Origin of the sequence: Pseudoalteromonas sp. SG43-5, from assembly GCF_014164345.1 — a bacterium.
Taxonomy (GTDB): domain Bacteria; phylum Pseudomonadota; class Gammaproteobacteria; order Enterobacterales; family Alteromonadaceae; genus Pseudoalteromonas; species Pseudoalteromonas distincta.
Window position 1 is genome coordinate 44,870 of record NZ_JACJFA010000023.1, and the last position, 6,848, is coordinate 51,717.

Annotated in this window: 8 protein-coding genes; 1 reads left to right on the plus strand and 7 read right to left on the minus strand. The window is 35.4% G+C overall.

Going from position 1 to position 6,848, the window contains the following annotated elements:
• Positions 1 to 97: 97 nt before the first annotated feature.
• From H5161_RS17785 to H5161_RS17805, 5 genes are all read right to left on the minus strand, one after another.
• A complete protein-coding gene (locus H5161_RS17785) occupies positions 98 to 1,693 on the minus strand; it encodes a DNA cytosine methyltransferase (RefSeq protein WP_220493567.1) in 1,596 nt (531 codons plus the stop codon).
• Between the two features lie 91 nt (positions 1,694 to 1,784).
• Positions 1,785 to 2,747: a hypothetical protein gene (locus tag H5161_RS17790; protein ID WP_182769783.1), complete on the minus strand. Its 963-nt coding sequence runs from the start codon at positions 2,745 to 2,747 to the stop codon at positions 1,785 to 1,787.
• Between the two features lie 119 nt (positions 2,748 to 2,866).
• Entirely contained in the window at positions 2,867 to 3,301 is a 435-nt protein-coding gene (locus H5161_RS17795) for a hypothetical protein (RefSeq protein ID WP_182769784.1), read from the minus strand.
• A 137-nt stretch (positions 3,302 to 3,438) separates the two neighbouring features.
• A complete protein-coding gene (locus H5161_RS17800) occupies positions 3,439 to 3,603 on the minus strand; it encodes a hypothetical protein (RefSeq protein WP_182769785.1) in 165 nt (54 codons plus the stop codon).
• Between the two features lie 107 nt (positions 3,604 to 3,710).
• Positions 3,711 to 3,893 carry an AlpA family transcriptional regulator gene (locus H5161_RS17805; RefSeq protein WP_182769786.1) on the minus strand — a complete coding sequence of 61 codons (183 nt, stop codon included), beginning with the start codon at positions 3,891 to 3,893 and terminating at the stop codon, positions 3,711 to 3,713.
• 143 nt (positions 3,894 to 4,036) lie between these two features.
• Here H5161_RS17805 and radC point away from each other — a divergent pair, with 143 nt between their 5' ends.
• The gene (gene radC / locus H5161_RS17810; RefSeq protein ID WP_182769787.1) at positions 4,037 to 4,564 is read left to right on the plus strand and encodes a DNA repair protein RadC; all 528 of its coding nucleotides are present in this window, start codon (positions 4,037 to 4,039) and stop codon (positions 4,562 to 4,564) included.
• 401 nt (positions 4,565 to 4,965) lie between these two features.
• Here radC and H5161_RS17815 read toward each other — a convergent pair whose 3' ends face one another.
• Positions 4,966 to 5,670 carry an inovirus-type Gp2 protein gene (locus tag H5161_RS17815; RefSeq protein WP_182769788.1) on the minus strand — a complete coding sequence of 235 codons (705 nt, stop codon included), beginning with the start codon at positions 5,668 to 5,670 and terminating at the stop codon, positions 4,966 to 4,968.
• A gap of 237 nt (positions 5,671 to 5,907) precedes the next feature.
• On the minus strand, positions 5,908 to 6,848 hold a 941-nt coding region (locus H5161_RS17820; protein WP_220493568.1), incomplete at its 5' end, for a hypothetical protein.

A 6,848-nucleotide genomic window follows, 5' to 3' on the forward strand; every position in this document is an offset into this window, starting at 1 on the left:
AATTCCGATAAGATTAGAGTTGGAAGGTATAGCGAAGGGACGGATAAGGTACTTTGATAGCACCTTACCCGCTAATAGAGGTTTTAATTTAAATATATTAAGTGTTTAGTTCTTTAATAATTAATCCTAACTTCCTACCTAACAATGGAGGAACAGCATTACCAACTTGAGTATATTGAGGTACTTCATAACGCCTCATTTTACCGCCAGTAGTTACTTTAGAGCGAAACTCGAAGTTATCAGGAAAGGACTGGATACGGGCCATCTCTCTTACTGTAAGTGTGCGAAGTTCATCTTCATGATAATGGCATGCATCATCAGGGATAGATAAAGCTGCTGGTGCAGGTGAGTTTGGAGTCAAAGCTTTCTGTGTTTGTTTTTTAGTTGGATGAAGCTTCAGATAACCAATAAACTCTTGAAGGCTTCTGATATGTACTAATGCACCATCTAAATTTAAATACTCGTACTTAGATAGTGCAGCCCATGCATCATTACTAAGGGTTGTAGATTCGCTTTTTAAAATAGCGAATACTTCTTTGCTTACAGCTTTGCTACCTATCTGTTGTAGCACCTGATAAAGCCTAAAGCGCCTTTGCACAAGTTCACCATTCGCACGTTTATCGTGATTGGGGATAGCGCTTCTATATGGTAATTTAAAGGTACTGTTAAGTTGAGTAACAAAGCTAGATGACTCTATACCTTCACCTCGTAGATCATCAATTGCCTCACTAACAGAAACCTGAGTCCCATTGACAAGTTCAGCTAAAAAGCTTCCTTCGAATACCTTTGGTTGTTTATCTACATCAAAGTAATCTAAATGGCCAAATTCTAATTCAGCGCCTTGTTCTTGCACCATATTAAAAAACGGCAAGGATGAAGCAAGTAGACTAAGGCTTTGCTCATTCAAGTGCTGTGCTTCAGAAATAGCTTCATGAACATCTTGTCGAATAGCTATAAGAATAAAACGAGGTCTATTTTGCGCAATACCTACATAACGAGCGTTAACGTGAAGACAAAGCGGCACATATCCGATAGAAGCGAAGGCTTTAGCAACTTCATACCATGCATGGTACTTGTTACCGTCATCGTCTTGAAATGCTCTTAAAATACCTGTTACGTTTTCAAGCAACGCAAAACGCGGCCGAGTACGTTCAACAAAAGAAACAAATTCCAAAGGTAAGGTATTCTTTTCACAATCTTTTTTACGTGCACCTGCCATACTAAAGCTCTGACAAGGTGGGCCGCCTGAAACAAGTGTTAATTCACCTTTCCCGAAACTATTATGTAACGCATCAGCGAGCTCAGGTCGTTGTGATAAAAGAGTGTTTAGCTCCCTGACACTACCAACCAATAACTTGCCTTCGTATTCACAAACATCAACAGGTAAATCGCTGTAACCACTCTCATCAATAGTAGGAAATTCAAAAGGGTTTTCTCGTAACCTAGCATTTAAGTCATCATTGCGGCTATTAATCCACTTTACTCGTGCTGGCTTTGTTTGGGCTTTAGCTAATTCACTTAAATTTTCATTAAAGAAATTATAAGCAAACGTCTCTGCTGCCATAGGTGATAATTCATTGCCTAAGACAAACTCAAAACCCACACTTTCTAAACCTAATGAAAGGCCGCCACAGCCAGCAAACAGCTCAATATGCCGCACAAATAAATACTCCGAAACTTTAATGGCTAACATTTTAACGCAACCCTGAAGCTAAGTCCAGGGTATAAATACAAGCTAAGAGCTAATTGTTTATATAACTGATTTAATAATTAAGAAGAGGGAGTTATTCATTTGCTAATTGTTTAATTTGACGGGCAAATTCTTCATAGTTAATTGCATAAGCTTTCAGCCATTTTAAACGCCTTTTAGCATTCACAGCTCTTGGAGTGCCCTCGGCTTTCTCTAACCTTCTTTCAGCATCTTCTATTGCAGCTAGTCGTTCACGCTCAATGACAACATAGTGCGTTTCATTATCTAAATAACCTGCGGCTAAATCATCACCAATGTCTTTAGTGCTTTTACTTGATGCATTACAACCATTGAGTGAACACAAGTATCTCTTTGCACCGCGATGCAATTCACTTGAACTTAATCGGGCTCTATCATTAGTACTAACTTGGACAGCAATAAATGCTGAAACACTATTGATATCGCCACTTTCCGCATAAGGAATTACGAAATCGGTATTAGAGCCTTGGTAAATGAACTGTGTTCCGTACGTTTCACCTTTAACTAAGCCTATTGAACGCATTAGTAACTCTATAGCTTGCTCAGCTGCGTTACCTGCGGATGACTTTCTAGATTGAGAGTTACTGGATTCAGCATACAAAGCAATCAACATAGTAGCTCTTGCTTTTGCATCTTTTTCTTCTGATTGAAGTGCATCTTTAATTATAGACAAAAGCTTAGCGTCTTTAGCTTTAAGCGCTTCACCTTGAAACTTAGGGAAGATTTTGTAGAGATCGTAGAATAAGTTTAATTGACCACCTTGATTTAACTCACTTGCCATACTTGCGAAGGAGTCAATTAATGCATTTGCGTCATTTTTAGCACTATAGATTAAGCTATTACCTTCACTTATTATATTTTCTTTTATTTCATCCCTTTTTTCATTTCGGGCCCATGTCATAAAACCTTTACCAAAAAAAACTGGCTTTAAAGCATCCTTTAAAACTACATGTTCAGCATTTGATACCGCCTCACCAGCAAGTAATGCTTGTAGAATGTTTTCGATATTATTATTCATATACTTGTAATCCTTACATTTTATGAATCATCCTACCAGAGTATGAGTTAATCACATACACCTTTGGGGTTTTATAAAGTTACTAACAAAGAGGAAAAGTAGCCTATTGCTGAACTGTACTAAAGATATGTTTTTATTATTTCCCCCACTTTATTTAGCTCAACATTAGCAACTAAGTTTCGCCCTAAAAAAGGCGCAAGTACTAATACAGGTAATCCGTTAGCTTTAAGTATTCTTAACTCGTTTTTGATCCCTAGAAATACTCGCTCTTCAGTGCACTCGCTTTCATTATAGGTATCACCCCAAAATGCCATTTTATATTCTTCAACATACTTTGGCCCAAAGCAAACTATGACTTTTGGTTGGAACTCTTTTACTAAGGCATTAAACAATTTAAACCGAGTAATTGAACAATGTGTTTGATAGTGATATTTAATCTTAGTTTTAGTTAATTCGACATGTTCCTCAGTCCAAGTATTCATATTCTTGCAAGGAAGAGGGAATAGATTTAACTTAAACTCATTCGAATCAAAATTACAGTAGTGATTTTTCATGTACTGTTTATACTCACCTTCAAATTCAGAGGTCTTACAAAGAATTTTTGCTATTTTTTGGTCGAATTGCCACTTGTAAAAATTCAGGTTTTCAGCTTTCCACTCATGAGAAAGGTAAGGGACGCTGTAGCCAAATTTTATTGACCACTACAATGTACTTCGTGGATTGGTCGCGTTATGCCTAAGGTAACTTTTTCATCAGCGCTACCCCATTCAAGACCTGAAAGCCATAAGGGCGCATTGATGTTCCCCCCATCCATACCTGAGAGCTGTTTTTCTAAATTATTATAAAAAGATTTCATAACACACTTCCTTATGTTTAAAGGTAGGCAGCATGCCATAAGTTAGAATATATGCCATAGCGGATTTCAGAGCTTTCCCCCTTCAAGACCATGAAGCAAATCAGTCACTAAATATCCCTCTCCCCTAATCTCTCCATTATCCAATCATCAACCTCTGACTCAACCCAAGCTACCGATTTAGCACCTAACGATACTTGTTTTGGAAATGTACCTTCTGCAATAAACTTATAAATACTTGAATGGCCAAGTGACGTTTTTTGAATAACTTCTTTTAGTTTAATTAATCTCATTTGATGACTCCTAATTTTTGTCATCTAATGAGGGAGTTGTGTAAAAAAATACTTTTAGGCTTCCTTTGCGTTTCTAAAGCACTAATCCAAATACTTTCAAATCTATATCACTTTTATGAGCAAACAATTCATAAGAGGTCCACATGTTAAAAAGCCAACAATTACTAAGCACGAACAATACAATTTTAACTGATAATGAAATTGTTGATTTGGCATCAAGAATAATATTTCGACGATTAAAAAGAGAAGGCAAAATTAGCTCCCCAAGATCAACTGTAGATTTTTTAAAGCTGAAATTAGGTAGCTATGAGAGAGAGGTATTCTCAATAATTTACTTGAGCAATAACAATGAAATCATTGAATACAAAGAGCTTTTTTTTGGCACAATTAATTCAGCCTCAGTGTATCCCAGAGAGGTTGTAAAGGACGTATTAAGGGTTAATGCAGCTAGTGTAATACTAGCGCACAATCATCCTTCTGGGAGCGTGGAGGTGTCTAAAGCGGATAAGCTTATAACAGGTAAGCTAATCAAAGCTTTATCGTTGATAGATGTTGAGGTGTTAGATCATTTAATAATTGGTGACTCATACGCCTCTTTTGCTGAACTTAATTTATTAGCTCAACTAAAACAGGAGGTAGAATGCTTAGACGTAATAAAACTGCACAATTAGTCACTCACGTAATTGCAATTCTAATTATTTTACGTGACGTTATTAATGACGATTAAAATAGGGATGCAGTACTGCCTCCCTATTTAGATAAATTTTTCTATTTAATTGATTGCATACTTGTTTTTAATCACACTCTAGTATTCACTGTGTCAGACATATCGTATTAATTAAAAGGTAAGAACATGGATCCATTAGATAAAATTTGTGATAACTGCGAACAAATGGGAAGCAATTGTGAGTGCCCAGGCTGTGAAGACTGCTTAGTTAAAAAACATGAGTGTGATTGTGAAGAAGACGACTAAAGCGTACTAACTCAGATTTGATTTAACCACTTATCGACTTCAAAATCTTGAGTGGTTAAATCACTATCAGTAATTTCTTAGCCGTGCATAGCTACTTTCCTAGTCCTTAATACTAACAGTTCTAGGCCTAATAGATTTTTTTATCGTCATGCGACCAGTTCCGATTGATTTTAGACCGTCCCCTCTCCAGCACTTTGTTTCTGGTTTAGCCAAATACATTAAGCGTTTAACAGCAATTTTATATACCTCATTTGCCTCCTCATAATCACGAGAACTAATCCAATGTACAGGTTTTTTAGTAAAATGAACGCTACTTAAGATTAAGTTAGCACTTAAGCCAAAAACGCTAGCCCAAGCTTCGAATATGCAGGTTTTTAATGACTTTTTCTTTACTTTTTTGTTTTTCCTAAGCCTCGATGTGTATTCACTATCTCCTATAAAACCAAACTTATCTTGGTCCATAAACAAACAAATATGATAGTGTTCAACCTCACTATTTTCACCAAACTCTTTTACCCAAGCGTAACGTAAGCATTGCGTTCGATAAACATCATCAATAAGATAACTAACCTTTAATTTTGAAACTAAAGAACCAAAAAACTTCTTCATCAATCCGGTACTTTGAGTAAGTGGATTGTCTTGTCCCCTGCACAGCTTAGGTATATGCAAATCAAAACGAATTATAGAAACTCTTCTATTATCATAGAACGCATATTTAAGCTCTGTTTCAATAATTTTTTTATATGTGGTTAGTACTCGAAAACGTTCATCGAATATATTTCTTTCAACTTTTCTATAGCTCATTACTTTTTCCATAAATTTGTATATTTCATACAAAGGGGAATTAAAGTAAGAAAAAACATTAAGGAATTAAATTATTTAAATACAATACATTAAATGTATATTAACTATACGAAAAAAAAGCTAAGTTAAAAGAAGGCTAAACCTCAAGTTCTTAAAAAATACACACTGATTATCTATATAAATTATACTTATTTCATTCGGAACTTAGTGCACTATTATAAAGCTTTTAACCTCTCGCTAAATCTTAAATACCCTATTTTGAAACAGAAACTGATTTAGCTTCTTGTCCTGTGCGATACGAATATTAAAAAAAGTAGGCATCTCGTCATTAACGTATATAGCCGTCACCTTTTTTTGATAGAAGTCGTCTTGTAATCTTTTTTCCAAGCGCTTTAAAAATAAAACATAAAAGGTACAAACAGCTTTTAAAAAGCAATAGCCGAATAAATAATGATCTTTTTTAAAAATTAACTTCACAACACTTTTACCGACTTTCTCTAAATAAGCGTCTGAATAGCGGCCTGCTTTAAGTGCTGATATATAGCCCTTTAATTTAGTATTTTCTAATTCAGTATATTGTTTAGCTAATGTCAGTTTCAATTCAGCATGATTACTGAACAGGTCTGTTTTGCTATTAAACCCTCTGCACTTTCTGCTTATGTACTTCATTAGCAAATGGCTATGCTCCTCATCACTAAACCCAAACGTATTCAGTTTGTCTACAGTATAAGGTTCTTCACTGTTCATTTTATCAATTCGGTAGTAGTCCAAATAATCACTGACAAGAGAAGATAGTTTAGACAGTGATGGGGTGGTACTAAATCCATTAAAGCTATAATTTAAAGCACTTCCCGTGAATAGACTTGGCTCTTTGTTTAAGTCCATTAAAAGCAAGGTGACTTGAAAGCTTTCCAAGACGATCTGATAGCTATCTATCTTTTCAACTTTGAATATACGGCTATTATTTTCAAAGTGTATTTTAACGACACAATGAAGCTTTAAGTTGAGTTGGTTAAACTTTTCATAGGCATTTTCTGCCTTCACACCAAACGTCCTCCTTATATATTTTTCGCTCATTGCTACCGAGTCTTTTATCAGCAAACAAAAAAGTAAGAGAGCCTTTTCTTTAATCATAAGCTTTGACTCATTTAACCCATTTGAGTTTTTTGAGTTTTTTG